Here is a 25,364-nt window from a genome sequence, read left to right as displayed (position 1 = left end):
CATTTCGCTTAACCTTTCACCCGATACAGCGCGGCATACATCACGGGCACGACTCCCAGGGTCAAGAATGTTGAAACCAGAAGCCCTCCCATAATCGCAACCGCCATCGGCTCCCACATCTCTCCTCCTCCAAGGTAGAGAGGTATTAAGCCAAGTACAGTGGTAGCAGTGGTAAGTAATATCGGCCGGGCTCGTTGCTGAGCGGCCGAAATAATCGCTTCAGGGTGAGGCAATCCCGCTTCAAGTTCTATATTTATCCGCTCCAGCAGCACAATCGCATTGTTAATCACAATTCCCGCCAGTGAGATAATTCCCAGAAATGTCATAAAACCAAAGAAGGAATTCGCCACCAGCAACCCCAGTGCGACACCAATGAGCCCGAGCGGAATAGTGATCAGTATAATCAATGCTTTGCGCATAGAATTAAACTGGGCCACCAACAGGATCAGAATAATAAAACCGGCAATCGGTAATTTCTCAACAATAGAGGCATTAGACTTGCCCGAGGTTTCCTGCTCACCACCAAACTCATAACTAACGGAGTTATCCCAGACCGATTCCTGCTGCTGCAACCAGGGTTTCAATTCAGCAAACTTTTCAGCGGCAGTCACACCCGGCTGCAGCTGAGCGCCTATCGATATTGTTCGTAATCCATCACGGCGTATCACCTTAGACAGGTCCCATACAACATTGATATCCGCAACCTGAGTCAGCGGCAGGGATTGCCCGGACGATTGAATATAAACCGACAGTCCCTCGAGCTTGGTAATATCTTGTTGAGTAGCCACCCCAGAACGCAGAAGAACGGGAATCACATCTTCGCCTTCTCGGTATTCGGTCAATTGCATTCCGTCCAGACTGGTCTGCAGAGAAACCGCAATATCCTGACTGGTGACACCGGCACTCAGAGCCCGGGCCTGATTAATCTGAATATTGAGCTTTTTAATCCGCTGGCCCCAGTCATCTTTTATGTTAGTTAAGCCTGCCATCCCTGCCATCTGCTGTTTTAAATCACTCATCGCGGCAAACAGACTCACTGAATCTTTACCTGAAAGCCTCACCTCTACCGGATTATCAATAGCAGGGCCGTTCTCGATCAGCCTGGTTTTGACATCCAGGTCAGGATGACGATCCAGCGCGTAGGCTTTCAACGAGGCCATTATCGACTCGATCTGAGACAGCGCGTTTACATTGATAACCATCAGCGCATATCCTGAATTTGACGGTTTTGGATTATGAGCCAGAATAAATCTGGGGCCGGCATTGCCGATATAACTGACCCAGTTTGTCACCCCCTCACTGCGTTGCTCATCGACTTTCCAGTTTGCACTCAGAAAGGATTCAACATCACTTACGACCCGGGTCGTTTTAGCAATACTAGTGCCTGTAGGCAGTTCCATTTCTACTTTGAAATACGCGCGATCAGAGGGTGGGAAAAACACCTTTGGCAGATAGCCAAAAGCGTTCATTGATAGTACAAATATCGCCGCAGTGACTCCCAGCGTGAGCGCTCTGTTATTAAGCATCCAGTCCAACAGACGCCTGTAACCCCGGTAAAAACGACTATCAAATGAGTCTTTTCTGGGGGCTACTTTAAGAAAATATACACAGAGCATCGGAATAAGGGTTAGCGATATGATCCAGGAACACAGCAGGGTGATAGTCACAACCTTAAATAAAGAGGCGGTAAACTCCCCTACACTGGACTCAGCCAGATAGATCGGCAGAAATGCGGCCGCGGTGGTGAGTGAAGCGGTTAGCAGAGGTATCCTGAGTTCACCTGCGGAATCTATCGCAGCCTCCAACGAAGATTTACCCTGCTGCATCTGCACCATGATACTTTCACTCATGACGATGCCGTTATCCACCAGCATTCCCAGAGCAATAATCAAGGCCGCCAGCGAAATCTGATCCAACCCTATGTCCAATCCGCTCATAACAATAAACGCGGTCAACATCGCCAGAGGGATCAGTGCCGCTACCACTAAGCCGGTGCGCAATCCCAGGCTGATCAGCATTACAACAGTAACCACGGCGATAGCCTGCAGCAGATTACTGACGAAGTCGTTTACTTTTTTCTCAACCTCGGCCGGTGAAAAACTAACCCGTTCGAAATCAACACCCCAGGGATAGATACGATCCATCCGTTGCATCGCTTCGTCTACCTGTTCCCCCAGTGCAATATTATTGCCACCTTCACGCATAGAGATCGCCAGTGCCAAAGCCCGTTTACCCGAACTGTGTACCAGAGAGCCGGGAGGATCTACGTAATCACGATAGATATGCGCTATATCCTTAAGGTAGAAAATACGCGAAGAATTCGGCAATCGGATCACCGTATTTTCAATATCAGAGATGGATTCAAAATTGCCACTCGGCTCAAGCGATATCCGCTCATCACCGAGAACAAAAGAGCCGCCGGAGATCACAATATTGCGGGCTGAAAGAAGCTGTTCAAGCTGGTTGGGGGATAACCCTAGTTCTGCCAGACGAGCATTATCGTATTCAACATATATACGTTCTTCCTGAGCGCCATAGATCTCAACTTTAGCGACATCAGGCAGTCGTTGCAGTTCATCCTGCACATTTTCCGCGATATCATTTATCTCCGCATAGCTGAATCCTTCTCCACTGAGAGACAACACCACGCCAAACACATCGCCAAACTCATCATTGACAAAAGGACCTCTGACGCCCTCGGGCATATCACCTGCCACATCGTCAATCTTGCGGCGTAACTTGTCCCAGATAGGCCGCATATTTTTATAACTTTCCCGAATATTCACCAGCGTAATAGAGATACCGGTACGGGATTCGGTTTTAACGAAGTCCAGCTCGGGCATCTCCTTAACCACATCTTCCAGTTTGCTGGATACCAGTTGTTCAACCCGTTCAGGACTGGCTCCCGGAAAGTAAGTAATTACCTGAGCGGTACGCATGACAAACCCAGGGTCGTAGGCCCTGGGCATAGACAGAAACGTCGAAATTCCAACCACCAGAATAACCAGCAGTATCATAATGCTGGTGCGATTATTCTCAATCGCAAGCCGAGTCACATTCAAAGTGAACTCTCCTTACTCAGACGAACCTCCAGACCGGGATACATCTTACTCATACCCGCAACAATCAGCGCTTCTCCCGCATTCACTCCAGATAAAATTTGCACCCCCCTCTGCGAAAGCCTGCCGGTCTCGACGTTACGCCTTTCAACGGTTGCCAACCCCTCTCCTGCCGGAATCGCCAGATAAACATAGCGCCCCTGTTCGTCACCCAAAACAGCCTGAGCTGGCAGATAAAATGAGCCTTGTTCCCTCTCTTTGTCAATATCACGGCGTCCACGTACCGTCACGGACATCCCGGGTAAAATATTGTATCCCTCCACCGCCTCCATACTCAGAGTGACCTGATAAGTATTGGTTGCCTCATCTGCCTGTGTGGATATTTCCAGGGGCTTTAATGGGAACTTTTGCCCTGGAATTGTATCGAAAAATGCGTTGATCTCAGGCTGAGCATCCTGATGCAGCTTAATCATCAGGCTGGACGGCAGATTCACTTTTATAGTCAGAGATGAAGTGTCCTGCAGTAAAAGAATTGGCTGCATGGCAGATATCTCTTCGAAGTTTTCAACATATCGTTTGGCGATGCGGCCTGAGAAAGGAGCCGTCAGAGAGGTATACCCGAGGGTTTGTTTTGCTGTAGCCAGATTCGCTTGCGCCGTACTGTTCTGCGCCTGAAGCTTATTAAAGTCTGACCGGGAGATCGCACCGCGATCAACCAGCTTACGGGCACGCAGATAATCCGCATGGACTTGTTTATATTCCGCCTCACGACTGTTCAGCTGAATACGGTAATCCCGGTCGTCCAGCTGTGCCAGCAACTGATCTTTGGCGACAATATCCCCTTCCTTAACCCGTAATGTATCCAGTTTACCCGACACCCGGAATGCCAGATCCGCTTTTTGCACTGCATCCACCACACCTGGAAACTCTTTATACTGATACTGGACAGGTTCTGAAATCTCAAGCACTTTAACCAAGCGCAGCGGCGGCACTGTTGCAGCACTCTCTCGCGAGGAGTCACAGGCGGCGAGAAAAAAAATCAGTACCGAGATGCCTGACACCCGTGTAATTCGATTAAAAAACCGATGCTTCAGATGATAATGCGACTGATCATTTTTTCCGGTCATGGCAATGACTTTCCGTAATTGGGTTTTAATAAGGACGTATAGAGTCGACAAACGAATCACTGTTTAACACCATAAACTTCATCAATGGTACAAGGTGCTGTCATTGGACTACTAAACTGAGAAGTATCTTGCTTTTCCAACTGATTCAAAAGGTCGGCGGCTTCTGCATAGCCATGCTGTGCTGCCTGGCTATACCAGTAGTAGGCGATAACCTTGTTATCTAAATTATCGCCGCGCACAAAATTTGCCGTTCGTCGAAGCAAGCGCACACCCTCTACGGTATCCCCTGAATGTATTTTAGCCACTTCAAATGCCGCTGCCGGGTACTTCTGCCGGGCAGCCCGGCAGAGAAAATCTGTCGCTTTACGATTATTATAAAAACTCTCTGCGTCATTGCTCGGGGCACAACAGAAGGACTTACCCACCAGATATTGAGCTTCGGCATCGCCCTCCAGCGCTGCGGATAAATAATTATCCCGTGTGACGGCATCGTTAGTCATACGGGCACTTTCAACCACAGCGCCTGCACAACCAAATAACACTGGGGGAAATATCACAACCGCCATTAGCTTTATTGCTGCTTTAAAAGACATAGCCATCCCTCCCCCGATTTCTTCTTTTTTAGAAACGGTGTTTATCCATTTCCTGTCCTCAATAATAGAACACTGAACGAAACCGCACAGCACCTTTGAATATAACTTAAAGCAACCCAGACCGAATCAGGTCGAAGCACTCCATAATACGCGCGACATACTGGTCTTTCGGGCGAAAGCTATTGCCACTCTGGCGCAGCATATCCTGCTCCATATGGTTCAACATTTTATTAAGCCGATAGCGATGCAGTCCGGTAGCGGCCTGAAACGGATCGGAGATAATACCCGACAACGCCGCACAGGCCGACAATAACGACAACACCCCGGCAATCGTGGCCAGCGTAACGCCGATGGAGGGGGATGGCGGAAACACACTGTAGTACAGGTTGCCTAAGGTCTCGCCTAAGAAAAAGTCACTGGCGGCCAGCTGGGTACTGACAACCGTCGCCAGCATCAGCGCAATACCGATGCCTCCCGGGGTGAATTTCTGAAAAGCGAAGGCGCCGAGCACGGTACAGGAAAGTGTATTAGTGATATCCGCCGAAGCGGTCCGGGTGATGCGATACTGAGTCAGCGCTTCCTCTACGACCGGTTCCATGCGAGCATGAAAATTTTCGATAGTTGCGCTATTCATCTCTTGCTGCTGATACAGAGATCTCAACTCTTCCGTGACAAACCAGCTCAGTGAGGCATGGGGCTGATCATGCTGTAACAGGTCGCTGAGCACCAACTCACTGATATGCGTCTGCACCCGGGTGGTAAACCCCGCCGGAAAACGCCCTAACATGCGATGCAACCATCCCAGCCGTGAGGAACGCCCGACCAAAAAGCGGATCATACTGACCAGTGCAAACAGTGGCGCCCAGAACAGATTAACCGGGGCCCGTAACACATCAAAACCAAACGCTACCCGATTGGTTGTTAACGCCGCCGGATAGCTAAAGTGCCGTTTGATAAATCCGGGCACCCGTCCGCGACAGCTCTCAAAATATCGGCGAATACCGCTGACAACCGCCTTTTGAATCGCCTCCTGCAGAGCGACACCGGTTATCTGTTTGTCAGGTTCTGAAGCGTGCATCGGGTTTGCCAGTTTCTCTGAATTCGATTTTATAAGACCCACAAATAGTCACAGGGTTTCCCGGAATCCGTTATTTCTCATTGATTTTCCGGGAAGTTTAACGGCTTAGCATTACAAACACCTCCAGCTTTGTAAAATTTTTCCCTGATTCATAAAGCAGCCATGAATTTTCAGGTTCATTTCAAGTTCATCATAAATACTGGTCGCGCATCCGCTAAAGGCTTACTTGATTACTGCACTTTAGGGGCATTTTTACGGGCCTCCGCGATCAGCAACGTCTGATCAGCCTGAAAAGGCAGGAGGCCACCACAAAACCAAAGGAAGAATAACAATGATAACAAACATGAAAACCAAGCTTTCCGGAGCCGCTATCGCAATGGCGGCAGCAGGTCTGGCCGGATGTATGGGTGCGAATGCAGCCAGCTCTTCCACCGCCGCACCAACCGATACTGTAGAGCTTGGACATTGCTATGGGGTAAACAGCTGTAAGGGGCATAACGACTGTAAAACAGCGAATAATGCCTGCAAAGGGATGGGATCTTGTAAAGGACAGGGTTTTGTTGCGATGCCAATTAAAGCCTGTAAAGATGCTGGCGGTACTGTCAGAGATGACTGGCGTGCCCAGATTGCTAAAGCAGAGCTTACCCAGTGCTTTGGTGTGAACGTCTGTAAAGGACACAATGACTGCAAAACTGCGGATAATGCCTGTAAAGGGATGGGGTCCTGCAAAGGTACCGGTTTTGTTATGACTACAGCTAAGTCCTGCGCGGATATTGGCGGTACAACCAAGTAAGGACTGCGGCTAAACGCTTTGCCTGACGCCCCTTCCAACCAGTCTGGGGCGTTTCTATTTACCTGATGGAGTTGCCATGAACGATCACTTTCTGGGCTTTGGCCTGGGGCTGAGAACCCAGCACTTTAATGATGTGCTGGAAACCCGCCCGGATGTCGACTGGTTTGAGATTATCTCAGAAAACTTCATGGTTGCCGGAGGCAAGCCTAAATACTACCTGCACGCCATTCGCGAGCAATACCCGATGGTGATGCATGGCGTGTCGATGTCGATCGGCTCTACTGAGCCGCTGGATAGAGATTATCTGCAACGCCTGAAACTACTGGCCAATGAGGTGCAACCCCAGTGGATCTCTGATCACCTGTGCTGGACCGGGCTGGATGGCATCAATAGCCATGACCTGCTGCCGATGCCCTATACCGAGGAGGCGATCAACCATATCGCCGGACGGATAATACAGGTTCAGGAGACACTGGGCAGGCAGTTACTACTGGAAAATGTGTCCAGTTATATCAGCTATACAGAGTCAGCCATGTCCGAGTGGGAGTTTTACAGTGAAGTGGTTGAAAGGGCCGATTGCCTGATGCTGCTCGATATTAACAACATCTATGTCAGTTCGCGTAATCACAACTTTGACGCCGAAACCTACCTGAACTCTATCAATCCGGAGCGGGTACGTCAGTTTCACCTGGCGGGTCACAGCGACTATGGCACTCATGTGATTGATACCCATGATCATGATATATGCGACCCGGTCTGGGAACTGTATCGCCTGGCCCTGCAGCGCTTCGGTGCCGTCAGCACGATGATCGAACGGGATGATAATATCCCACCGCTGGATCAGTTAGTGGCAGAGCTACAGATCGCCCGTGATATTGCCGCCGGGATACTGCCTGGTCACCCCCTTCGCAAGCCGGTCTCTGAGCTGGAGGTTAGATGAGCAACTCAAGCACCACACTACAGCTGCGCCAGCAACAGATGATGGCGGCACTACTGACGGGAAACCCGGCGATTACCGATCATATCACGGGCGATCATAACCTCAATGCCCAGCAACGCCTGTCTATCTATCAGAGCGGCTATCGGCTGCGCCTTCGGGAGGTGATCGATAACGATCATCCGGTGTTGGGAAGCTATCTGGGTGATGACCTGTTTGAACAGATGGTTGACGGATATATCGCAGCGATACCGAGTAAATTCCGTTCGCTACGTCACTATTGTGATCCGCTGCCGGATTATCTGCAGCGCGATGATTTTTTCAGTCAGCATCCTCACATCGCCGAGCTGGCACGGTTTGAACGGTGTTTATTGTCATCCTTCGATGCGCCGGACCGGGACACCGCATCAGTAGAAACATTGCAACAGATAGCCGCGGAAAAGTGGCCACAGATGACGCTAAGGTTTCATCCCAGCCTGCAACTGTTTACCTCTGACACTAATGCGGTGGAAATCTGGCAGGCACTCAAGGCCGAACAGGCCCCACCCGAGCCGCTACAACGCCTAACCTGCTGGGTTGCCTGGCGAAACCGGGAACGACTGACTGAGTTTCGCTCGGTTGATTCACTGGAAAGGACACTGCTGAGCGGCTTTCTTGAGGGCGATAATTTCAGCAGCGCCGCAGAACTGACTGCGGCTCTGGTCAGTGAGGAAAGTGCAGCAAATGAACTGCTGACGGTACTGCTACACTGGCTGCAGCTAGGCTGGATCAGCCAGCTCAGCGTTCAGAGAGAGCAGCCCGATCTGCAGCTAACGTAACAAAGGCGCCGGCTCAGCTATCCGCCAGCGGACGAATTTTCAGTATCATCCCCTCACTGCCATACACCTCCACCCGGGTACCGGCGGTCAGCACGGTGTCGGCCTCGGCTTTCCACAGGGTATCGCCCACGCGGACGCGCCCCTGGCCATTGTCCAGATCCTGTTCCAGCTGAAACTTCCGACCGATCAGCTGCGCCGCCCGGTCATTCATCAGCGGCTCATCGGATCGGCGGTTAAAGTTGCGGAAGATGCGCCAGTAAAGCACCGTAAAAATAATGGCCAACAGGGCAAACCAGAGTAACTGAAACTGCCAGCTGGACACCAGATCCAGTCCGACAGCGGCTGCAATCACCAGGCTGGCTATCGCTAGCCCCAGCAGAAAACCTGATGCTCCGATCACTTCCAGTATCAGCAGCAATATCCCCAGTGTCAGCCAGTGCCACTGGGTGAGTACGTCAAACCAGTCTGTCATGCTTCTAACCTTTAGCTTTAGTGCTGTTCAGCAACTCGGTGATGCCGCCAACGGAACCAATAAGGCTACTGGCCTCCAGAGGCATCAACACCACCTTACTGTTTTCACCGGCGCCAATGGCCTTCAAAGCCTCGGTGTATTTTTGCGCCACAAAATAGTTGATCGCCTGGGCATTACCTTCACCGATCGCTTCAGACACCACTTTAGTGGCTCGCGCTTCAGCCAGCGCCTCACGTTCACGGGCCTCTGCTTCCAGTATAACCGCCTGCTTTTCACCCTCAGCACGGAGGATCTCGGCCTGCTTCTGACCTTCCGCAACCGTGATGGCAGCGGCACGCTGACCTTCAGCCACCAGTATTGCTGCCCGCTTATCCCGCTCGGCCTTCATCTGATTGGCCATTGAATCCACCAGATCCTGGGGTGGAGAGATATCCCGGATCTCGATACGGGTCACCTTGATCCCCCAGGGGTCTGTGGCTTCATCCACCTTCCCCAGCAACTTAAGGTTAATGGCATCCCGATTAGACAGCATTTCATCCAGTTCCATAGACCCCAGTACCGCCCGAATATTCGTCATCACCAGATTACGCATCGCCCGCGGCAGGTCATTCACTTCATAGGCGGCTTTACCCGCATCCAGCACCTGAAAGAAACAGACCGCGTCCGTGGTCACCATCGCGTTATCCGAACTGATGACCTCCTGAGGCGGTACATCCAGCACCTGTTCCATCATGTTTTGTTTCGAACCAACGCTATCAACAATCGGAATCAGCAGATGCAAGCCCGGATGCAGTGGCCGGGTATAGCGACCAAACCGCTCCACCGTCCAGCAATGCCCCTGCGGCACCATTTTCACACCGGCAAAAATCAGCGCCAGCGCAAAAAAGACAATGACAATAATTGAAATTTCAAATCCGTACATGATCATTCTTCCTTAAATTTAAAACACCCATAGTGACGCCAGTCTAGCAGCTTCTCCGGCGTAATCTAAGCCATTCACCGAGTCTCAGTAAACTTCATATATTACACACTCTCAGCGACCCGGGACTCAGCCAGAGTAATCCGGTTGCGCCCCTCCTGCTTGCTGATATATAAAGCATCATCTGCACACATAATGGTCTGCTCAATCGATTCATCGGGTTGCCATTGTGCAACCCCGAAGCTCAGTGTGACAGGAAACTCAAGCACTTCATTCTCAGCGTATAACTGTTCAAGCCGGGGACTGATCTTAGCTAACAGCTTTTCAGCATCTCTGGCCGAGGCATCAGAAAGCAGTATCAGAAACTCCTCACCACCCCAGCGGATCAGTGCATCACTTTTGCGGATACTGTTTTGCAGTGTTTCCGCTACCTGGCACAACACAGTATCACCAACACTGTGACCATAACGATCATTAATCTGTTTAAAGCGATCTATGTCCGCCATGACAATGGTAAGCTGATTCTGGTTCCTGAGTGCCAGACGATACGCTTGTTTCAGCAGTACTCCCCCCTGCCTGCGGTTAAATAAACCGGTCAGACTATCAATGGCTGCCAGCTCTTTAAGCTCAGCCTGCTGGCTCTGATGAAACCCGCGCATAATCATAATAGCGAAAACAGACAATATTCCGGCAATCACCATATTCGCCAGTTTAATATAGGGCAGATATTCACTCAGCGTGAGCTCATAGACCGGCTCGAACACGCCAACGTTAAGCAGGGCAAAAATCAGCACCAGCATAACCGCCGAAATAAACACCCTGAAGCGGCTACAGCTGGTATCCATGACCGCAAAGGATGACATCGCCCATAGATAGTACTGGAAGCCCGGATCAGGCCCCACGTAATAGGATACCACCACCGAATGCAGCAGTACTTCACAGCTGAACAGCTGGATCGCCAGATTAATTCTGTTGTGCTTACTCAGCCAGATCCCATACACCCATATCAGCACACTGAGGACATTTAAAGTGGCCAGCACAGCAACACCGGTGTAATAAAAAAAAGGGATCAGTACAAAATGCACCAGCGCGGCGATGGGTGCTATAAAAAGGATAAGCTGTAAACGATGAGAATCAGTTTGCGCCGAAGGGTCCTGAGTCTGGAATAGCTGCTTAACACCATCATTCACATACATCGGAACTCCAGACCATGAACGATCATGGTTTGGTTGCTTTTAGCCCGCAGGAATAGTTATCAATGACCCACCAGCATATAGGAGCGATCAATCACAGGCGCTACCAGAGTCAGCACCCGAAAATAGCCGCATAAAATCAAGGTAATTATGAAGTGCTATAAAGTCAATCGTAAAAAAGCGCAATCCAGTTTGTAGCAGAGTTTATCCTGCGCCTGATCTAAGGCGCTAATAGCAGATACGTGTTCACTTCGGCCTGATTCTGCGCCAGTTTTTGCAACGCCTGCTGCTCCAGCGCCCAGTCTTTCTGGAGCAGGCTGTGTTTCAGATGAACCGAAAGCTTGTGCAATGCAAAAAAAAGATCAAACAAGCCATCCAGTTGATTGCGGTAGATATAGGCTTTCTGATTATAAAACACCTTTTCATAGGCGTTCTTAGTGGCAATATATTCGGGGGTCCAGCTGGAATTACGATAGTCAACGAACCCGTCGGCATCGCCTGCAGCCTTATATGCCTGATATTGCTTCTGCAACTCAGTACTTAATAGCAGATATTTGCCCACCATCTGGCGCACAAACGCCTGCTGATCCGCAGGATCAATCTGCTCAACACTAACCACCGGGGCTGCAACAGATTCGCCATTATCATCACAGCCGGTAAGCACGGCACCTGACAAACCAACAAACAGGACAGAGAAAGCGATAGCCAGTAGTCTGCTAACAGGTCTCATAGATGAACCTCTAAGCTAAAACACAGTAATAAGGCAAAAAATCATGGCGGTAGACAACCACCCAGAGTTCCTTTGATGTTCAGACTCCTGAGCCCACTATACGCTTTATATGTTATGCAGAAACCGAAACTGTCACGCCCACTACCCAACTTGGGTAATTATCTTAGTGCGCTTTAATGCTATTGAAAACGCTCTTAATTAATTCGCTAACCGCCTCAGTGTTAAGGCTGGTTTTCATATAGATTCGCAGACCGATCATCTGCACCTGAAGATGCTTTGCCAGAATACGGGGGTCAGAATGCTCAGCAATCTCACCCTTTTTAATCGCCTGCTGAAGAATGTCAGCGAAACGGTTTTCTGTACGTTTGAGTAACTCACGGCACAGCAGCATCAGCTCGGGCTGATCATTCCGAACTTCTGACAGGGTTTTCACCAGCATACAGATCTCACTGGGATTGCTGTCGCGCCGGTCGATCACCACATTGCGAAAAAATGACTCCAGCCCGGCCAGGGGGGACCCCTCTTCTGCGACTCGCTGTTCCAGTATGACGGCCATCTCCCGTGAATAGCATTCGAGCGCCTCACTGTAGAGCTGCTCTTTACTGCCAAACGCGGCATAAATGCTTCCGGGCCGCATATCGATTGCCTGTTGCAGGTCACGGGTTGAAGTGCCGTTAAAGCCCTTTTCCCAGAACAGCAGCATCGCTTTATGAATTACATCGTCACGATCATATTTAGCAATATTCGCCATCTCAGCACCTTTTTTTGAACACTAGCTCAATTCTACCTTGAACAATCGCTCAACATCAAACAACCTAAATAATTGAGCGACTGCTCAAAATAAACATATCATCTGAACAGATAATGACCGAACAGGCCCAATGATGAATAACTTAACCATACATACGCTGGAAACAGCACCCGAAGCAAGCAAGCCCCTGCTGCAGAATTCGATCCGAAACTTTGGCTCGGTTCCCAGTCTGCACGGGGTGATGGCAGAATCACCGGTGGTCCTTGAAGCCTACCAGATGTTGCATAAATGGTTTCAGGAAAGCGCCTTTAACGCTGAAGAGCTGACAGTCGTGTGGCAAACGATCAACGTGGAACATGGTTGCCACTATTGTATTCCCGCCCATGCAGCAATCGCTAAAATGATGAAAGTGGATGATGCACTGACCACCGCGCTGCGTAATCAGCAGCCGATGCCCAGCCCACAACTACAGGCTCTACACGATACAACACTACTGATCGTGCGCAACCGTGGACGGGTATCTGAGGACGATATTGCTGCATTTTATGCGGCCGGTTATAGCCAGAAGCATCTGCTGGACATTATTCTGGGGCTGGCTCAGAAAGTGATGAGCAACTATATCAATCACCTGGCCGATACCCCGATCGATGAGCGTTTTGCTGCCTTTGTATAAAAACCACGATCCAGCAGTGGGTCACGGGCCACCTGTCGCTGACTTTCAAAACAGCATATCCATCCCAAAAACCAGAGATGAGCCAGATGGGTCAGCAATACAAACGTCTGCCAGGAGCGGCTGTGGATAGAGAATCGCATTGAGGTGATTGGTTGAACGGTCAGACGGTCAAGTCCTGATGAGCCAATCAAAGCCTCAGACCGCAAAAGACTATCTAACAACACTATAATCAGTGCAATCACCAGAAGATAACCAAAGCAAAGCTCTGTGACGGTACCCCGGGGGGAGCACCACTACAGAGCTGGGCTTCAGGTATTAAAAAGGCCGTATTAGCGGCCTCTTTGACAGTTGATGCAGCGAATTACTTCTTGCCGTCTTCACTCATCAGCTTGCGGACTTTGATAAACGCCCAAATCATAGCGCCAGACATTGCGGCAACACCCAGCAGACTAGGCCACAGCGTTTCGAACAGATACGGATCCATAACAGTTACCTTTTTTGTGTTTCAAACTTGATACTAATACTACCCCTGATGACATTAGCGAATATTGATATAACTCAATAACTGCTTTGATTATTAAAAAGTCCCGTCAGCCCCTGACCATCCTCGACAAGCAAGCCTACGATTGTGACTGAGTAGCCTCTGCGGGGTAAAAATATGGCCGCTGATATGCTTGCCAAACCGGTATTTTTCGCCCATACATAAGTATGAAGTAACCTGCAAAGCGAGAACTGACATGGCTCTACTGCAAAAATCCTGGAACAGCGATCAGCTGAAACAGATGAATGAAGAGGCCTTCCTGGTGGACTTATTGGATATGATTAAGATTTCGCCGGTAACCGATAGCACTGATGGCGATGTGCAGCTGATGCAGAATAAGCTGGATATCGTCGAAGCGATGATCCGCGACCGACTGTCAAGCTGACCGCCCGGACACATTCAATTGGCCTGCCCGCAACAGGCAGGCCCGGAGGTCACCATCCCCTTCTCCCTTGTCGCTGATCACCCCCTCCTACGCCAACTAATACCGCTATTTAAGTACATCTCTGACAATTATTCCTGACGATCCATTCCGAAAAGCCGCCAGGCAGATCATCTACATACAAATCAGTTAACGATTTATCAAAATCATATTATTGATAGTTATTTTCTCCTTCTGATCACTTATAAATAGAAAAATACAATCACTACCCTTCATCCGGCAACACCAACAAAACCCTTTATTATCAACAAGTTAATCCAAAATCACTACTCCATTAAAAGTCCATCAAAACAAAGCCAAAAAAGCCTTTATAAACAGTCGGTTACGTATAGACAAAACCACACAAACAACTTTTGATTTATCAAAAATTATTATATAATCATCTTAATTGTTTTAAGAAGATTCATTAAAAGGGTAATGACTATGCAAGAGAGAGAAATTAAGCTCCTATTTAAAGCTGGAGTGTTTGATTCCTGCCAGGCAGCACCGGTCTCGATTGCCAGAGGCTGGCGCCTGAAATTCATCACAAAACAGAGCGAAGTACTGACCCTTGATCTGCAACGTTCAAGAAAGGAACGGGAGTTCAAGAGTCTGGATGGCGCGGCCGCTGTTGCGAAACGCATTGGATTTGAGTGGTTAAACGTTCAGATTGGCGAAATGGAATGGCAGGAAAAGGTTTAACAACCTGAAACGCTGCCTTCAGAGACTGTTGAAAGATCTGCAGTCCCCGGTAACGGACAATGCCGCCCTGTTAACAGACACGCTGATCTGCAAGACAGGTCTATCGGTGGATAAAACAGGGGAAGGGGATATCGGAGGACTGCGGGAGGCCCGGTACCTCAATAATAATGACATATAAAGAGGTACCGGCCCGGATCAGAAGACCGCGGGGAGTTCCGCAACAGGGTTACTTGTTGCCGAGTGCGGATTCTATTTTTTTATCCGTTTTATACTGACTCAGAGCGTATACCGACCAGATCGCTGCTGGTACCCAGCCAACCAGAGTCAACTGCAGAAGCAGACAGATAATGCCCGCAAAGGGGCGGCCGATAGTGAAAAACTGCAGCCAGGGTAGCAGCAGCGCTAGTAACAATCGCATGATTAATTCTCCTCTTTCTGTAACTCAACACAGATAGCTTTAGCCGGTAAGCCCGTCGCGCAGCTCTGCTTCTGTCGCTTCACGCACACTGATCACTTCGACCTCAAAATTCAGCGTCTGACCGGCAAATGGGTGGTTTGCATCGATCGTCACTTCACCCTCTTCATCATCAATATGAGTGATCGTCACCAACTGGGGCTGACCGTCTTCCCCCTCAATCTGGCACATCAGCCCCTCGGTGATTTCGTCAAAACCAGCAAACGATTCAGCATCGATAATACTGATCTTTTCCTCGTCCCGTTCACCATAGCCCAACTCAGGCGCGACAATTACACTGAACTTATCCCCTGCAACACGGCCTTCCAGTGCCTGTTCCAGGCCGGGTATAATATTCTTTTTGCCATGGATATAGGGCAGCGGCTCTCCCCCCTGCGAACCATCCACCACCTCTTTATTTTCGTTATACAGGGCGTAGTGGATCTCAACATAGCAGTTATTGCTGATATTCATTTAATTAGTTTCCATCGTTAATAGTGTTGTCAGCCAAAGGCCTATCGCTTCGACTTCCGGCAGGCAGAGACCATGATCAACCGGCCAGCGATGCCAGTCGGGCTGATATCCCAACTGTTGCAGCAGCTCACAGGCCTGAACCCCCAGCGCCATGGGCACCACATCATCCTCACTGCCGTGGTGGATCGCAATCGGTATTGACCGGTTCGCATCACTACGATGCTGCTTAATCAGCTCCGCAGTGGCCACATAGGTAGACAGGGTCAGCAGACCGGCCAGCGGCTTTGAGCAGCATAGCGCAGTATGGTACGCCACAGCGCCCCCCTGAGAAAAACCGGCCAGAATAATCTTCTCTGAAGGAACTCCCCGGGAGATTTCGCGTTCGATCAGCGCCTCGATCTGGCTGACTGAACGAAGCAATCCATCCACATCGATTTTACGCTCCAGCTTCATTTCCAGAATGTCGTACCAGGCAGGCATCTCCCAGCCACCATTCACGGTAACCGGTTGCACCGGGGCATTAGGGAAGACAAAGCGCACCGGCAGGCTATCCGGCAGGTTCAGCGCCGGCACCACCGGTTCAAAATCATGCCCATCAGCCCCCAGCCCATGCAACCAGATGACGCTGGCCATCGCAGGCTGCGACGGTTCGACTTCGACACAGGGTAAACATTGTTCAGTCATGTATTCTGTTCCGTTACAGGTCAGGGAGAAAGCCGGTCGATCTGCCACTGGCCATCGACAAGGCTGTAGCTGAAGCGGTCATGGAGACGACTCTCACGCCCCTGCCAGAATTCGAAATGGCTCGGTATCAGACGGTAGCCGCCCCAGAACTCGGGATAGGGAATATCACCATCCGGATGCTGTTGTTGCAGTTCAGCCACCGCCTGCTCAAGGGCTTCGCGACTGTCGACCACTGAGCTTTGATGCGAAATTGCCGCACTCAGCCGGCTGCCCACCGGACGCTCATTAAAGTACTTACGCCCCTGCTCAGCGGAGAGTTTTTCGACCCGCCCCTGAATCCGTACCTGACGCTCAAGGCCGTACCAGTAGAACATCAGTTCAGCCTGCGGATTTTCCGCCAGTTCCTGACCTTTGCGGCTACGATAATCGGTATACCAGGCAAAACCGTCCGCATCGAAGTGCTTCAGCAGCACAATCCGTGCGGATGGCATCCCCTCAGCACTGGCGGTCGCCAGGGTCATCGAGGTGGCATCATCGGGACGGTATTGGGCTGCCGTTTTCATCCAGTCAGCAAACTGCAGCACCGGATCATCTGCCAGATCGGACCGGTTAAGGGGGTGCGCCTCATACTCGCGGCGCAGGGCTTTAAAATCACCCTGATCGGATTGACTCATAGATAACCTGAAAAATTTATTCACTGTGGTTTAATAACCCGCTATCAGGCCCCGGATTGCAGCCGGAGGCTTACAGGTTCTTCAGCCGCTATAGTACTTCACAATGCGTTCAACATCACGGTGATACGCACCGCCAAACAGCAGCAGATGATTCAGATAGTGATAGAGATTATAGAGGTCGGCACGATCCCGCCAGCCCGGCAGGATATTGCTGTGGGCTTCATAGACCAGATAAAAGCGATGACTGAAGCCACCAAACATCTGCGTCATAGCCAGTTCAGCTTCGGCCCAGCCATAGTAAGCCGCCGGATCAATCAGTGCCGGCTCGCCTTGCGGACCGCAGATAACATTACCCGACCAGAGATCACCATGCAGCAGCACTGCTGGCTGACAGGGCACCAGCTCGGGCAATTTGTCGCATAGCCGTAAGATTTGATCAAACAGCCCGGCGGTGATGCGGTTGAGTTGCAGATTCTGCTTTGCCAGCACCTGATAGCGTTGCCGGGCATAAAAAACAGCCCCTTCCGTGAGCCATGGGTTAGGTTGCCGGGTGCCGCCACAAAAAGTATCGATCGCAAAGCCAAACTGACCACTGTCACTCTGACAACGGTGTTGCAGTGCCAGGCCAATACCCAACTGAGTATCAAAATCATTGGTCGGGGGTGCCGGAGGGAGATACTCCAGCAGCAAACAGTTACCCTCCTGCATCACCACTTGCGGCACTCTGAGTGCATGCGGCTCTAACAGACGCAGGGCCTGTAAGCCACACACCTCAGCCGCAAGCTGTTCGGCTGCCCCGCCGGGCATTTGCTTCAGAACCAGCTCAAGGCAGCTCCCCTGTTTATCTTCCAGAGTGAGCTGACGGATCTGTGCAATACAACCACCGCTCAGCGGTGCCGATGCGGTTAGCTTTAACGATTGCTGTTCGATCCATTTGACTATGGGTTCAGGGAACAAATCTGGCATACTCTGAGTTCTGTTTAGCAACGGTCTATACCTCTATGCACGGCACACCTGAACAACTGATCGCTTGTCACGAATGTGATCTGCTGATTGCGCGGGTCACAACCAACCCCGGCGAGGATGTTATCTGTCCCCGCTGCCATGCACGTTTATATTACACCACCATCAACTGCATTGAACGCTTGCTGGCACTGTCGGTTGCCGGTCTGATTCTGTTTATCCCGGCTAACCTGTTCCCAATTCTCAGCCTGCAGGTATTTGGCCAGAGCCAGAGCGAGATTATTCTCCAGAGTGCAATGTCCCTTTACGAAGGCGGGCTGCCACTGGTTGCCCTGCTGATTCTGCTATTTGCCGTGGTGGTTCCGTTATTCCAGTTAATCGCTCTGTTCTACATCAGCTTCACCCTTCACTATCGGCGCCAGGGACGCTTGTTAAGACAGGCAATGCACAGTTATCAGCATCTGCGGGGCTGGGGCATGCTGGAGATATTCCTGCTCGGGGTGTTGATATCGATAATCAAACTGAAAGATATTGCAGATCTTGATATCGGACTGGGTCTCTATAGCCTGGGCGCTCTGATCGTGGTGATAACCCTCAACAGCCTGTATTTTAATCCCCACCAGATCTGGGATGAGATCCATCAGCACCGGCAGCGGGGTTATGCTGATGACTGATCACTCCCCCCTGTACCGCTCAGCCCGGGAGCGCGGCTATCTGCTCTGCACCGATTGCGATAAGCTGCATCGCATCAGCCTTGAGGGAGAGCACTGCGATCGCTGCGGCGCCCGCCTGCACAGTCGCATCCCTAACTCCATGAACCTCAGCTGGGCCAGCCTGCTGGCCGCCATATTACTTTTCCTGCCGGCCAACCTGCTGCCAATCATGACCTTCAGATCCTTTGGTCAGGGAGAACCCAACACCATTATTGGCGGTATACTCCATCTGCTGGAACAGGATATGCTGATGATCGGTCTGGTGGTATTAATCGCCAGTATAGTGGTGCCGGTATTAAAGATTATCGCCATGACGATTTTGCTCTGCACCGTCCAGTTCCGACTGCAGACCAATCTGCGCCAGAAAACCATCATGTTTCGCATCATAGAGTGGATAGGCCGCTGGTCGATGCTGGATATTTTTGTGATTGGAATACTGGTCGCGCTGGTGCAATTAGGTAATATTGCCCATATTGAAGGCAACGATGGCGCTACTGCTTTTGCGATCGTAGTGCTACTGACGATGTTTTCTGCGCTCTCCTTCGATACTCGACTGATATGGGATAAAAGGGCGCCGGATTTACCGCCCGGCATGACTGATAAAAAGGATGAACAATGACGACCCCTGAAGCTGATAACGCGCCTGCCACGCCGTCGATAAAGCGTCATCGCGGCCCGTCGGTGGTCTGGTTGCTGCCCTTTCTGGCAGCCATTATTGCCGGCTGGCTGGTGATTAAAAATTACCAGGACGCGGGCATCATGATTGAGGTGCAGTTTGAAACCGCAGAGGGCCTTGAGGCCGATGTTACCAGAGTCATGTACCGGGGCCTGCAGACCGGAAAGATTAAGAGCCTGAAACTGAATGACGACCTCAAAAGCGTTACCGCAATTATCGAGATGGAGAAGGAAACCTCCGAGATTCTGGTCGATGGCACCCGTTTCTGGCTGGTCAAACCGCAGATTTCACTGAGCGGCGTAAAAGGCCTGGACACCCTGCTGTCCGGCTATTACATAGAACTACAACCGGGTCAGGGGAAAGAGCGTTTCAGCTTTGTCGCTGATAATGAACCCGCCCCGCCGCTCAAAGACCGACAGGGGCTTTACCTCTCGTTGCTAGCCGACTCGGCACAATCGATACAGCGGGGCGCCAAGGTCTATTACCGTCAGATCGAGGTGGGCGAGGTAATCAACTTCGGCCTCACAAACAATGCTGACCAGATCCGTATCGAACTGTTTATCGAACCCGCATACCGCCACCTGATCACCGATAGCACCCGTTTCTGGAACGCCAGCGGTATCAGCCTGAAGGCCAGCCTGTCCCGGGTAGACCTGCGTTTTGGCTCTCTGGCAGCGATTATCGCCGGAGGCATCAGTTTTTATACCCCTCCCGACGATGAAAGTGTTCTCAGTCCGGGCCATGAGTTCCACCTGTTTGCCGACTTCGAAGCGGCAGAAGATGGCATTGTCGTCAATGTTAAGTTTCCTGCCCGTACCAGTGTGCACGAAGGGACCCGGGTGATGAGCGGAGGCATTCAGATTGGCCGGGTGCAAAACCTGCAATTGAATGAAGATCTGACAACCCTCAACGCCCGACTACTGATCGACCCAAGGGCCAGACCCTTGCTGCGTTCAGGCAGTCAGTTCTGGCTACCTAAACCAAAGTTCTCTCTCACCCGGCTACAAAACGTTGGCGACCTGATTCAGGGTTCAGCCATCGTCCTGCAACCGGGAACCGGTGAACCGCAGTTCAACTTCACTGCACTCAATACTCCGCCCTCCCACCGTCCGGGAATATCGGGCCTCAACATCCGTCTGGAAAGCGATCGCTTAGGCTCCCTCGATTACGGCTCACCGGTGATGTACCGCCAGATTCCGATCGGTGAGGTCAGTGGCTATGAGCTAAACGCCGATGGTACAAAAGTGCAGATTTATGCCAACATTAAAGAGCAGTATGCCGATCTGGTAAAACATAACAGTCGATTCTGGGAAGATAGCGGTATCAAACTGAAAGCCGATGTCGATGGTGTTGAATTTGAAAGCGGTTCTCTCAGCAGCGTGATCAATGGCGGCATCGGATTTTTCACCCCCGATACCCGAGACCAGAAAAGCGTCGACCAGGAACATACATTTCATCTGTTCCGTAACTTCGACAATGCCAGTAAGCAGGGACGACTGCTGTACCGGGAAAATGCTGGCAAGCTCCCCATTAGGGTAAAAGCCGATACTCTGGGTTCACTCACCAGCGGGGCGCCGGTGCTGTATAAACAACTCCCGGTGGGCACGATCAGTCACTATGCCCTGGCAGATGATAACAGCGTCATTATTCACCTGCTGATCGATAGACCCTACCGCCACCTGCTCACCGATCAGAGCCGTTTCTGGAATGCCAGTGGCGTGGATGCCAGCCTCAGCCGAAGCGGTGTAAAGATTCACAGCGAGTCGTTTCAGACGCTGCTGCGTGGCGGTATCGCCTTTGATAATCTCAGCGACAGTGGCACAGCCGCCGTTCCCCGTCAGCTTTTCAAACTCTACAACAAACAGAGTAAAGCGCTGCAAAAAGGCCCGGATATCACCGTAACCTTCCCGCCGGGCCCCAATATCACCTCCGGTGCGCAGGTTTACTTCAAAGGTGTGGCGATGGGTACCGTCGAAAAGGTCCGCCTGCTCGATAGTCAGGGCAGCGCTGAAACTCAGATCGCCCTGACCGATGAGGGACGCTTGCTGGCCCATAATGGCAGCCGTTTCTGGATCGCAGCACCGAGGATCAGCCTGTCCGGCGTGGATTACCCGGAAACACTGCTCATCGGCAACCATATCGAGGCATTGCCAGGAAGTGGCGAGCGGCAGCTCAGTTTCACAGGCCTGCCGGAGAGTCCGGCTGAACGTAACCTGCCCGGACTGAATATTGTTTTGCACACGGAACAACTCGGCGCAATCGATATCAACAGTAATATCTACTATCGGGGCATGCCGGTCGGTTATGTCTCCGGCTACGAACTGAGTAATGATGCCCACAGGGTGAAACTATTTGTAAATATAAAAGCCCGCTACAGCAAGCTGGTGACCCGGGCCAGCCGATTCTGGAATATCGGCGGAATTGATGCTGAGTTTGGCCTGTTTAAAGGGTTAAAAGTGGAAACCACCAATCTGGAAAGTTTTGTTCAGGGCGGTATCGCCTTCAGCACACCGACGGATGACAGCCAGCCGGTCAGTTCAGGCTATCAGTTTGAGTTGTTTGAGCAGGAGCCGGACACATGAAGCTCGCCTCACTGCTGCAGGTCGGTCTGATCTGTACTCTGCTGTTACAAACCGGTTGCGCAGGAAACTCTGCCCGTAACTTCAAACTCAGCAACCTGGCTAAAAGCGACATCGACAATGTCACCGATATACATATCAAAGAGGTTCGCAAACTCTGCCGTGAACTGACAGTTAAACTGTATAAGCGTAATCCCCGGGAGCTGGCAAAAGCCCCTCCCGGCTCCACTGAAAAAAAACGCTTAGCACAAATTTTCAGCAGTCAGCGTATCCATGGATTTTCTGAGCTCGGGGGCGCCAAAGGTACGGCCGCCATCACCCTCAGTTTCAGTGAGGAGTATCAGGGCGACCGGGTGTTCGCCCTGATGGCCGGGATCAGCAGTATGCTATATTCGGCATACAGCTATCAGGATGAGTTTTTCATCCTCGATGAGATTGATCAGCAGAAGCTGTATAACAGCGCCCGGAATCTGGAAACGGTAGCCTGGCAACTGAATAACCGCAGAGATAACAACGGCGAACGCTACCTGCTCAGCAATGGCATTTCAGCAGACGGCATCCGCAATCTCAGTTATGAACGGCTGTTTGGTAAACTGATAGGCCTGCAGGATATGATGGCGATGCTGATCGCAGACAGCACCAACCGCAATATCACCCGGGTGGTTCAAAGCGCCGCCTCAATGACCTTCCTGCCTATCTGACCGTGCGCTTTAGTGGGAGCTGCGTCCAGCAGCGAAAGCATCGCCCTCGCTGCTGGAAACAGCTCCCACAACAGACTATTGCCGCATCTCTTGAATAAACTGATCCGATGCTTTGATCGAGCGTTGCATCTCCGCCAGTAAACGGTCGATATCCCGTTTGATACCGCCAAACTCACCTTTCAGTGAACCGATCGCCCGGGCATTGAGGTTATGCTTGAGAAACAGGGTGTTATCTTTCAGGGCCGACAACACCGGTTGCATCTTCGCTTCAGCCCGTTTCAGGCTGGTATGCAGCGTCTTATAGCGGGACTTGGTCTGTTTCAGGGTCTGAGCACTCTGACTGCGCAGCTTGGTATTGGTGTATTGCCCCAGTTCCTCTTGCCACTCATCAAACAGGGCCTCCGCGACATCCTCAACCTTGCGGATGTTGTCACTCACCGACTCCGCAGCGGCTTCGCTGTCATCATAAGCGGACTGCATATCGTTGTAGACCGACTCCAGTTCACCTCCATCAAAGTTCACTACGGTACGAAACTGTTCCAGGGCAGAAACAAACTCCTCCTGGGCATCATCCTGAGCAGCACGGGTATCTTCAACCCGATCAACCAGAATATCCCGTTTATGAATACCCACCTTTTCCATCGCCGAATAGTAAGTGCTCTGACAGCCACTCAGAAAGAGTGGCGGCAGCGCCAACACACAGGCAAGTACAATACGTTTCATCTGATTCCCTTAAATCTGTCTTACAACGGTTTATTGATACGAATATTACCGATTTTATGGTTCTGATTCAGCTCCAGACAGACATCTGCCCGGCTTGGCATCTCTTCCAGCATATTGCGGGTCAGTCGCTCATAGTGCTGGATAAAACGCCGGATCTCCCGCTCGTTCATTATTCGCAGGTGCTGGGTCGGCTGCTGAGTATCGTAGAAATAACGCACCCTTTCCGCCAGTTTTTTCTCCTGCTGCGAGCGCCACTCAAACACCGATTCCATACTTGGCACCTTGAGCATAATCAGCGCATCAATCATTCCGAACAGCTCTTTATAGCGACCGTCCAGCTGCTGGTTTACATAGCCCCGCCAGAACCCCAGCGGATCTTCGCTGCGTTCCAGATCGTTAACCGGTTCGGCTAACTGGCTCTGCGGCTGAGCGGTTGCGCCAACACACCAGCCTTCCAGCACGATCACATCCGCTTCACCATGCCACTCCTGCCATAACGCAGTTGGGCAGCGGTCATCTATCGATTTATCAAATACCGGAATCTTAACATTGCGCCCCTCTTCGCCAAATTCCCCCTTCAGACCACGGATCAGTTCGATACCTAACTCTACATCGTGAGTGCCGGGTACGCCGCGGGTTTTTAACAGGGGATGAACCGCATGCGCCAGCGCTTCTCGATCCTTGCGGGTTTTATACAGATCATCGATCGATAGCCCAACCACTTTCAGATCAAACCCCTCTTCGAGAATCACTTCCAGAAGATTAAACAGCGTTGATTTACCTGCGCCCTGCGCGCCATTGATACCCACCACCAGAGGACCCTGCTGCTGATTTTTACGGGCCACCAGCCAGGCTCCCAGCGGTACGTAGATCGATTCCAGCAGTTCTACCAGACCGATATCAACCTTGAGTGATTCCAGGGTCGAGGCAAACGCTTTCTCGACCCGGAGTACCGCCTGCTCACGGACCTCAGCAGTCAGACACAGCTGATCCGATGGCCATCTACATAATGAACTCATAATGTCGCTCCGTGAGGCTTAATCCGGTTGTCTCGCAACCATTGCTGTATTGCATTTATCTGCTCGGTTTCCATCAGTGACGGCGCATGGGTCATACCCTCTATCCGGTAAAGATCCAGTTCCGGACGTAACTGCTGCATCCGCGTCACGGTATCAGCGGTCAGCACATCCGACTGATCACCCCAGATCAGCATTTGCGGACAACTGACCTGACTCCAGACAGGCTCCAGATCGATATCCTGATCCTGACTCTCCCGGCTCTGTTCTGCAATCCGGGGGTCATAATGCAAGCCGTACTGACCTTCAGAGAGCGTCCGGTGACCATACCTGGCCAGATGCTGCCACTGTTTATCACTCAGCCCCTGATACGCGGTATAGGTGGTGCGCATATACTGTTCGACCTCAGCAACAGAACTGAAACGATGGTCCCCCAGATACTGTGAAATCCGCTGCAGGGCGTTTTTGCCGATAAAACAACCCACATCATTCAACACCAGTGAACGGATCGGAGAGTTTGGCAGCGCCGCCAGACAGATACCAATTATGCCGCCCATCGAGGTGCCTATCCAGTCAACCTGATCGACATCCAGGCGGGCCAGCAAGGTGGCCATATCACTGAGATAACGGGGAATATCATAACTTACCCCCGGTGAGAGCCAGTCACTTTCCCCCCGCCCCGGCATATCCGGGCAAACCACCCGGTAATCCCGCGAAAGCGCCCGTGCCAGCTCATCAAAATCACGACTGTTTCGCGCCAGCCCATGGACACACACCAGCACCCGGTCGTTATCCGCGCTGCCCCACTCGTGATACACCACCCGGTGAAACCCCACAGGGTCAAGCGCCATAACTGATCGGGTTCGCATAACTCTCTCCTGTCATCTGAAACGCTGCCGA

The 25,364-nt window shown here is 51.2% G+C and carries 27 protein-coding genes; 10 read left to right on the top strand and 17 right to left on the bottom strand.

Annotated elements, in window-relative coordinates; translation table 11 throughout:
• Positions 1–8: 8 nt before the first annotated feature.
• The 4 genes from KDX31_01405 to KDX31_01390 all read right to left on the bottom strand — a co-directional run bounded on the left by KDX31_01405 (position 9) and on the right by KDX31_01390 (position 5,857).
• A complete protein-coding gene (locus KDX31_01405) occupies positions 9–3,062 on the bottom strand; it encodes an efflux RND transporter permease subunit (GenBank protein ID UTW03726.1) in 3,054 nt (1,017 codons plus the stop codon).
• Positions 3,059–4,186: an efflux RND transporter periplasmic adaptor subunit gene (locus KDX31_01400; GenBank protein ID UTW03725.1), complete on the bottom strand. Its 1,128-nt coding sequence runs from the start codon at positions 4,184–4,186 to the stop codon at positions 3,059–3,061. The genes KDX31_01405 and KDX31_01400 overlap by 4 nt, the downstream gene beginning before the upstream one ends.
• A gap of 56 nt (positions 4,187–4,242) precedes the next feature.
• Positions 4,243–4,779: a sel1 repeat family protein gene (locus tag KDX31_01395; protein ID UTW03724.1), complete on the bottom strand. Its 537-nt coding sequence runs from the start codon at positions 4,777–4,779 to the stop codon at positions 4,243–4,245.
• A 106-nt stretch (positions 4,780–4,885) separates the two neighbouring features.
• Entirely contained in the window at positions 4,886–5,857 is a 972-nt protein-coding gene (locus KDX31_01390; GenBank protein UTW03723.1) for a hypothetical protein, read from the bottom strand.
• A 331-nt stretch (positions 5,858–6,188) separates the two neighbouring features.
• On the opposite strand from KDX31_01390, the gene KDX31_01385 reads away from it, so the two are divergent.
• The 3 genes from KDX31_01385 to KDX31_01375 all read left to right on the top strand — a co-directional run bounded on the left by KDX31_01385 (position 6,189) and on the right by KDX31_01375 (position 8,405).
• The gene (locus tag KDX31_01385; GenBank protein ID UTW05465.1) at positions 6,189–6,650 is read left to right on the top strand and encodes a hypothetical protein; all 462 of its coding nucleotides are present in this window, start codon (positions 6,189–6,191) and stop codon (positions 6,648–6,650) included.
• Between the two features lie 76 nt (positions 6,651–6,726).
• Positions 6,727–7,590 carry a DUF692 domain-containing protein gene (locus KDX31_01380; protein UTW03722.1) on the top strand — a complete coding sequence of 288 codons (864 nt, stop codon included), beginning with the start codon at positions 6,727–6,729 and terminating at the stop codon, positions 7,588–7,590.
• Entirely contained in the window at positions 7,587–8,405 is an 819-nt protein-coding gene (locus KDX31_01375) for a putative DNA-binding domain-containing protein (GenBank protein ID UTW03721.1), read from the top strand. Before KDX31_01380 ends, KDX31_01375 begins: the two co-directional genes overlap by 4 nt.
• A gap of 13 nt (positions 8,406–8,418) precedes the next feature.
• Here the strand turns inward: KDX31_01375 and KDX31_01370 are convergent, their stop codons facing one another.
• The 5 genes from KDX31_01370 to KDX31_01350 all read right to left on the bottom strand — a co-directional run bounded on the left by KDX31_01370 (position 8,419) and on the right by KDX31_01350 (position 12,470).
• Positions 8,419–8,877, bottom strand: coding sequence for an NfeD family protein (locus tag KDX31_01370; protein ID UTW03720.1), 459 nt, complete (start codon positions 8,875–8,877; stop codon positions 8,419–8,421).
• A gap of 4 nt (positions 8,878–8,881) precedes the next feature.
• The gene (locus tag KDX31_01365; GenBank protein ID UTW03719.1) at positions 8,882–9,799 is read right to left on the bottom strand and encodes an SPFH/Band 7/PHB domain protein; all 918 of its coding nucleotides are present in this window, start codon (positions 9,797–9,799) and stop codon (positions 8,882–8,884) included.
• 101 nt (positions 9,800–9,900) lie between these two features.
• Complete coding sequence (locus tag KDX31_01360) at positions 9,901–10,992, bottom strand: diguanylate cyclase (GenBank protein UTW03718.1); 1,092 nt, start codon at positions 10,990–10,992, stop codon at positions 9,901–9,903.
• Between the two features lie 217 nt (positions 10,993–11,209).
• Entirely contained in the window at positions 11,210–11,719 is a 510-nt protein-coding gene (locus KDX31_01355; protein ID UTW03717.1) for a hypothetical protein, read from the bottom strand.
• Between the two features lie 163 nt (positions 11,720–11,882).
• Positions 11,883–12,470: a TetR/AcrR family transcriptional regulator gene (locus KDX31_01350; protein ID UTW03716.1), complete on the bottom strand. Its 588-nt coding sequence runs from the start codon at positions 12,468–12,470 to the stop codon at positions 11,883–11,885.
• 133 nt (positions 12,471–12,603) lie between these two features.
• Here KDX31_01350 and KDX31_01345 point away from each other — a divergent pair, with 133 nt between their 5' ends.
• From KDX31_01345 to KDX31_01335, 3 genes are all read left to right on the top strand, one after another.
• Positions 12,604–13,143 (top strand): carboxymuconolactone decarboxylase family protein, encoded by a 540-nt coding sequence (locus tag KDX31_01345; GenBank protein UTW05253.1) that lies wholly within the window; start codon positions 12,604–12,606, stop codon positions 13,141–13,143.
• Between the two features lie 737 nt (positions 13,144–13,880).
• Positions 13,881–14,069 carry a hypothetical protein gene (locus tag KDX31_01340; protein UTW03715.1) on the top strand — a complete coding sequence of 63 codons (189 nt, stop codon included), beginning with the start codon at positions 13,881–13,883 and terminating at the stop codon, positions 14,067–14,069.
• Positions 14,070–14,549: 480 nt separating this feature from the next.
• Positions 14,550–14,807: a hypothetical protein gene (locus KDX31_01335; protein UTW03714.1), complete on the top strand. Its 258-nt coding sequence runs from the start codon at positions 14,550–14,552 to the stop codon at positions 14,805–14,807.
• A 226-nt stretch (positions 14,808–15,033) separates the two neighbouring features.
• On the opposite strand, the gene KDX31_01330 is transcribed toward KDX31_01335, so the two are convergent.
• The 5 genes from KDX31_01330 to KDX31_01310 all read right to left on the bottom strand — a co-directional run bounded on the left by KDX31_01330 (position 15,034) and on the right by KDX31_01310 (position 18,059).
• On the bottom strand, positions 15,034–15,225 hold the full coding sequence (locus KDX31_01330) for a YqaE/Pmp3 family membrane protein (GenBank protein ID UTW03713.1): 192 nt from the start codon (positions 15,223–15,225) through the stop codon (positions 15,034–15,036).
• 39 nt (positions 15,226–15,264) lie between these two features.
• A complete protein-coding gene (locus KDX31_01325) occupies positions 15,265–15,735 on the bottom strand; it encodes a peptidylprolyl isomerase (protein ID UTW03712.1) in 471 nt (156 codons plus the stop codon).
• Complete coding sequence (locus KDX31_01320) at positions 15,736–16,419, bottom strand: carboxylesterase (protein ID UTW03711.1); 684 nt, start codon at positions 16,417–16,419, stop codon at positions 15,736–15,738.
• Between the two features lie 20 nt (positions 16,420–16,439).
• A complete protein-coding gene (pdxH, locus tag KDX31_01315; protein UTW03710.1) occupies positions 16,440–17,093 on the bottom strand; it encodes a pyridoxamine 5'-phosphate oxidase in 654 nt (217 codons plus the stop codon).
• An 81-nt stretch (positions 17,094–17,174) separates the two neighbouring features.
• A complete protein-coding gene (locus KDX31_01310) occupies positions 17,175–18,059 on the bottom strand; it encodes a fructosamine kinase family protein (GenBank protein ID UTW03709.1) in 885 nt (294 codons plus the stop codon).
• 35 nt (positions 18,060–18,094) lie between these two features.
• Between KDX31_01310 and KDX31_01305 the strand changes: the two genes are divergently transcribed.
• Genes KDX31_01305 through KDX31_01290 form a run of 4 tightly spaced genes read left to right on the top strand, consistent with a single transcriptional unit; the run spans position 18,095 to position 22,725 of the window.
• Positions 18,095–18,730 carry a paraquat-inducible protein A gene (locus KDX31_01305; GenBank protein UTW03708.1) on the top strand — a complete coding sequence of 212 codons (636 nt, stop codon included), beginning with the start codon at positions 18,095–18,097 and terminating at the stop codon, positions 18,728–18,730.
• The gene (locus KDX31_01300; protein ID UTW03707.1) at positions 18,723–19,388 is read left to right on the top strand and encodes a paraquat-inducible protein A; all 666 of its coding nucleotides are present in this window, start codon (positions 18,723–18,725) and stop codon (positions 19,386–19,388) included. Before KDX31_01305 ends, KDX31_01300 begins: the two co-directional genes overlap by 8 nt.
• Positions 19,385–22,027 carry an MCE family protein gene (locus KDX31_01295; GenBank protein UTW03706.1) on the top strand — a complete coding sequence of 881 codons (2,643 nt, stop codon included), beginning with the start codon at positions 19,385–19,387 and terminating at the stop codon, positions 22,025–22,027. The genes KDX31_01300 and KDX31_01295 overlap by 4 nt, the downstream gene beginning before the upstream one ends.
• Before the next feature lie 26 nt (positions 22,028–22,053).
• Complete coding sequence (locus KDX31_01290) at positions 22,054–22,725, top strand: hypothetical protein (GenBank protein ID UTW05252.1); 672 nt, start codon at positions 22,054–22,056, stop codon at positions 22,723–22,725.
• Positions 22,726–22,800: 75 nt separating this feature from the next.
• Here KDX31_01290 and KDX31_01285 read toward each other — a convergent pair whose 3' ends face one another.
• The 3 genes from KDX31_01285 to KDX31_01275 are packed head-to-tail and all read right to left on the bottom strand — an operon-like array spanning position 22,801 to position 25,333.
• Positions 22,801–23,448, bottom strand: a complete 648-nt coding sequence (locus tag KDX31_01285) for a DUF2959 domain-containing protein (protein UTW03705.1) — start codon at positions 23,446–23,448, stop codon at positions 22,801–22,803.
• A gap of 20 nt (positions 23,449–23,468) precedes the next feature.
• The gene (locus KDX31_01280; protein ID UTW03704.1) at positions 23,469–24,467 is read right to left on the bottom strand and encodes a hypothetical protein; all 999 of its coding nucleotides are present in this window, start codon (positions 24,465–24,467) and stop codon (positions 23,469–23,471) included.
• Positions 24,464–25,333, bottom strand: a complete 870-nt coding sequence (locus KDX31_01275; GenBank protein ID UTW03703.1) for an alpha/beta hydrolase — start codon at positions 25,331–25,333, stop codon at positions 24,464–24,466. The genes KDX31_01280 and KDX31_01275 overlap by 4 nt, the downstream gene beginning before the upstream one ends.
• Positions 25,334–25,364: the final 31 nt, after the last annotated feature.

The sequence above is a fragment of the Amphritea atlantica genome, assembly GCA_024397875.1.
In the GTDB taxonomy this organism is placed as follows: domain Bacteria; phylum Pseudomonadota; class Gammaproteobacteria; order Pseudomonadales; family Balneatricaceae; genus Amphritea; species Amphritea atlantica_B.
This window is presented reverse-complemented; position numbering and strand designations above follow the sequence as displayed.

What these genes read in the sequence shown, in the direction of transcription:
- KDX31_01400 (UTW03725.1), bottom strand. Translation starts at nt 4,186, where the DNA reads ATGACCGGAAAAAATGATCAGTCGCATTATCATCTGAAGCATCGGTTT.
- KDX31_01395 (UTW03724.1), bottom strand. Translation starts at nt 4,779, where the DNA reads ATGTCTTTTAAAGCAGCAATAAAGCTAATGGCGGTTGTGATATTTCCC.
- KDX31_01390 (UTW03723.1), bottom strand. Translation starts at nt 5,857, where the DNA reads ATGCACGCTTCAGAACCTGACAAACAGATAACCGGTGTCGCTCTGCAG.
- KDX31_01385 (UTW05465.1), top strand. Translation starts at nt 6,189, where the DNA reads ATGATAACAAACATGAAAACCAAGCTTTCCGGAGCCGCTATCGCAATG.
- KDX31_01380 (UTW03722.1), top strand. Translation starts at nt 6,727, where the DNA reads ATGAACGATCACTTTCTGGGCTTTGGCCTGGGGCTGAGAACCCAGCAC.
- KDX31_01375 (UTW03721.1), top strand. Translation starts at nt 7,587, where the DNA reads ATGAGCAACTCAAGCACCACACTACAGCTGCGCCAGCAACAGATGATG.
- KDX31_01370 (UTW03720.1), bottom strand. Translation starts at nt 8,877, where the DNA reads ATGACAGACTGGTTTGACGTACTCACCCAGTGGCACTGGCTGACACTG.
- KDX31_01365 (UTW03719.1), bottom strand. Translation starts at nt 9,799, where the DNA reads ATGTACGGATTTGAAATTTCAATTATTGTCATTGTCTTTTTTGCGCTG.
- KDX31_01360 (UTW03718.1), bottom strand. Translation starts at nt 10,992, where the DNA reads ATGTATGTGAATGATGGTGTTAAGCAGCTATTCCAGACTCAGGACCCT.
- KDX31_01355 (UTW03717.1), bottom strand. Translation starts at nt 11,719, where the DNA reads ATGAGACCTGTTAGCAGACTACTGGCTATCGCTTTCTCTGTCCTGTTT.
- KDX31_01350 (UTW03716.1), bottom strand. Translation starts at nt 12,470, where the DNA reads ATGGCGAATATTGCTAAATATGATCGTGACGATGTAATTCATAAAGCG.
- KDX31_01345 (UTW05253.1), top strand. Translation starts at nt 12,604, where the DNA reads ATGAATAACTTAACCATACATACGCTGGAAACAGCACCCGAAGCAAGC.
- KDX31_01340 (UTW03715.1), top strand. Translation starts at nt 13,881, where the DNA reads ATGGCTCTACTGCAAAAATCCTGGAACAGCGATCAGCTGAAACAGATG.
- KDX31_01335 (UTW03714.1), top strand. Translation starts at nt 14,550, where the DNA reads ATGCAAGAGAGAGAAATTAAGCTCCTATTTAAAGCTGGAGTGTTTGAT.
- KDX31_01330 (UTW03713.1), bottom strand. Translation starts at nt 15,225, where the DNA reads ATGCGATTGTTACTAGCGCTGCTGCTACCCTGGCTGCAGTTTTTCACT.
- KDX31_01325 (UTW03712.1), bottom strand. Translation starts at nt 15,735, where the DNA reads ATGAATATCAGCAATAACTGCTATGTTGAGATCCACTACGCCCTGTAT.
- KDX31_01320 (UTW03711.1), bottom strand. Translation starts at nt 16,419, where the DNA reads ATGACTGAACAATGTTTACCCTGTGTCGAAGTCGAACCGTCGCAGCCT.
- pdxH (UTW03710.1), bottom strand. Translation starts at nt 17,093, where the DNA reads ATGAGTCAATCCGATCAGGGTGATTTTAAAGCCCTGCGCCGCGAGTAT.
- KDX31_01310 (UTW03709.1), bottom strand. Translation starts at nt 18,059, where the DNA reads ATGCCAGATTTGTTCCCTGAACCCATAGTCAAATGGATCGAACAGCAA.
- KDX31_01305 (UTW03708.1), top strand. Translation starts at nt 18,095, where the DNA reads ATGCACGGCACACCTGAACAACTGATCGCTTGTCACGAATGTGATCTG.
- KDX31_01300 (UTW03707.1), top strand. Translation starts at nt 18,723, where the DNA reads ATGACTGATCACTCCCCCCTGTACCGCTCAGCCCGGGAGCGCGGCTAT.
- KDX31_01295 (UTW03706.1), top strand. Translation starts at nt 19,385, where the DNA reads ATGACGACCCCTGAAGCTGATAACGCGCCTGCCACGCCGTCGATAAAG.
- KDX31_01285 (UTW03705.1), bottom strand. Translation starts at nt 23,448, where the DNA reads ATGAAACGTATTGTACTTGCCTGTGTGTTGGCGCTGCCGCCACTCTTT.
- KDX31_01280 (UTW03704.1), bottom strand. Translation starts at nt 24,467, where the DNA reads ATGAGTTCATTATGTAGATGGCCATCGGATCAGCTGTGTCTGACTGCT.
- KDX31_01275 (UTW03703.1), bottom strand. Translation starts at nt 25,333, where the DNA reads ATGCGAACCCGATCAGTTATGGCGCTTGACCCTGTGGGGTTTCACCGG.